1 rRNA gene is annotated in these 2,566 nt (G+C 51.1%); it reads right to left on the bottom strand.

The features are described from left to right. Window positions 1-41 precede the first annotated feature (41 nt). Window positions 42-2,566, bottom strand: a 23S ribosomal RNA gene (locus SJI03_RS28675); the annotation flags it as partial.

The following is a 2,566-nucleotide window of genomic DNA, read 5'->3' as shown; positions in this document are numbered from 1 at the left end:
CAACGTTGTACCGTCTTATCCTCTGTACCTGCTAAGGTTATAGGGACAAGCCGTACGGGCAATTAGTACTGGTTAGCTTAATGCATTACTGCACTTCCACACCCAGCCTATCAACGTCCTGGTCTCGAACGACCCTTCAAAGAGCTCAAGGCTCTGGGAAATCTCATCTCAAGGCAAGTTTCCCGCTTAGATGCTTTCAGCGGTTATCTCTTCCGAACTTAGCTACCCGGCAATGCCACTGGCGTGACAACCGGTACACCAGAGGTTCGTCCACTCCGGTCCTCTCGTACTAGGAGCAGCCCCCTTCAAATTTCCAACGCCCACGGCAGATAGGGACCAAACTGTCTCACGACGTTTTAAACCCAGCTCACGTACCACTTTAAATGGCGAACAGCCATACCCTTGGGACCGGCTACAGCCCCAGGATGTGATGAGCCGACATCGAGGTGCCAAACTCCCCCGTCGATATGAACTCTTGGGAGGAATCAGCCTGTTATCCCCAGAGTACCTTTTATCCGTTGAGCGATGGCCCTTCCATACAGAACCACCGGATCACTATGTCCTACTTTCGTACCTGCTCGACTTGTCAGTCTCGCAGTTAAGCACGCTTATGCCATTGCACTATCAACACGATGTCCGACCGTATCTAGCGTACCTTCGAACTCCTCCGTTACACTTTAGGAGGAGACCGCCCCAGTCAAACTGCCTACCATGCACTGTCCCCGATCCGGATAACGGACCAAGGTTAGAACCTCAAACAAACCAGGGTGGTATTTCAAGGTTGGCTCCACGAGAACTAGCGTCCCCGCTTCAAAGCCTCCCACCTATCCTACACAGATTGGTTCAAAGTCCAATGCAAAGCTACAGTAAAGGTTCATGGGGTCTTTCCGTCTAGCCGCGGGTAGATTGCATCATCACAAACATTTCAACTTCGCTGAGTCTCGGGAGGAGACAGTGTGGCCATCGTTACGCCATTCGTGCAGGTCGGAACTTACCCGACAAGGAATTTCGCTACCTTAGGACCGTTATAGTTACGGCCGCCGTTTACTGGGACTTCAATCAAGAGCTTGCACCCCATCATTTAATCTTCCAGCACCGGGCAGGCGTCACACCCTATACGTCCACTTTCGTGTTTGCAGAGTGCTGTGTTTTTATTAAACAGTCGCAGCCACCAGTTTATTGCAACCCTTTCACCCTCATGGAGTAAACCATTCAAGCTACCGGGGCGTACCTTTTCCCGAAGTTACGGTACCAATTTGCCGAGTTCCTTCTCCCGAGTTCTCTCAAGCGCCTTAGAATACTCATCTCGCCCACCTGTGTCGGTTTGCGGTACGGTCTCGTATGACTGAAGCTTAGAGGCTTTTCTTGGAACCACTTCCGATTGCTTCGTGAACAAGTTCACTCGTCCCATCCCCTTGAATTCCGTACCCGGATTTGCCTAAGTACCTTCTATGAGACAGAAACTGACTATTCCAACAGTCAGACAACCTTCCGCGATCCGTCCCCCCATCGCATCATACGACGGTGCAGGAATATTAACCTGCTTCCCATCAGCTACGCATCTCTGCCTCGCCTTAGGGGCCGACTCACCCTGCTCCGATGAACGTTGAACAGGAAACCTTGGGCTTACGGCGTGGAGGCTTTTCACCCCCATTATCGCTACTCATGTCAGCATTCGCACTTCTGATACCTCCAGCATCCTTTACAAGACACCTTCGCAGGCTTACAGAACGCTCTCCTACCATATCCAATAAAGGATATCCGCAGCTTCGGTGACTGGCTTAGCCCCGTTACATCTTCCGCGCAGGACGACTCGATCAGTGAGCTATTACGCTTTCTTTAAATGATGGCTGCTTCTAAGCCAACATCCTGACTGTTTTAGCCTTCCCACTTCGTTTTCCACTTAGCCAATCTTTGGGACCTTAGCTGGCGGTCTGGGTTGTTTCCCTCTTGACGCCGGACGTTAGCACCCGACGTCTGTCTCCCAAGCTCGCACTCATCGGTATTCGGAGTTTGCAATGGTTTGGTAAGTCGCAATGACCCCCTAGCCATAACAGTGCTCTACCCCCGATGGTGATACTTGAGGCACTACCTAAATAGTTTTCGGAGAGAACCAGCTATTTCCAAGTTTGTTTAGCCTTTCACCCCTACCCACAGCTCATCCCCTAATTTTTCAACATTAGTGGGTTCGGACCTCCAGGGCGTGTTACCGCACCTTCATCCTGGCCATGAGTAGATCACTTGGTTTCGGGTCTACACCCAGCGACTGATCGCCCTATTCGGACTCGATTTCTCTACGGCTTCCCTATGCGGTTAACCTTGCCACTGAATGTAAGTCGCTGACCCATTATACAAAAGGTACGCAGTCACGGAACAAGTCCGCTCCTACTGTTTGTATGCACACGGTTTCAGGATCTATTTCACTCCCCTTCCGGGGTTCTTTTCGCCTTTCCCTCACGGTACTGGTTCACTATCGGTCGATTACGAGTATTTAGCCTTGGAGGATGGTCCCCCCATATTCAGACAGGATGTCACGTGTCCCGCCCTACTTGTCGTACGCTTAGTA

Origin of the sequence: Janthinobacterium sp. GMG1 (assembly GCF_034427795.1) — a bacterium.
Classification (GTDB): Bacteria; Pseudomonadota; Gammaproteobacteria; order Burkholderiales; family Burkholderiaceae_D; genus Janthinobacterium.
This window is presented reverse-complemented; position numbering and strand designations above follow the sequence as displayed.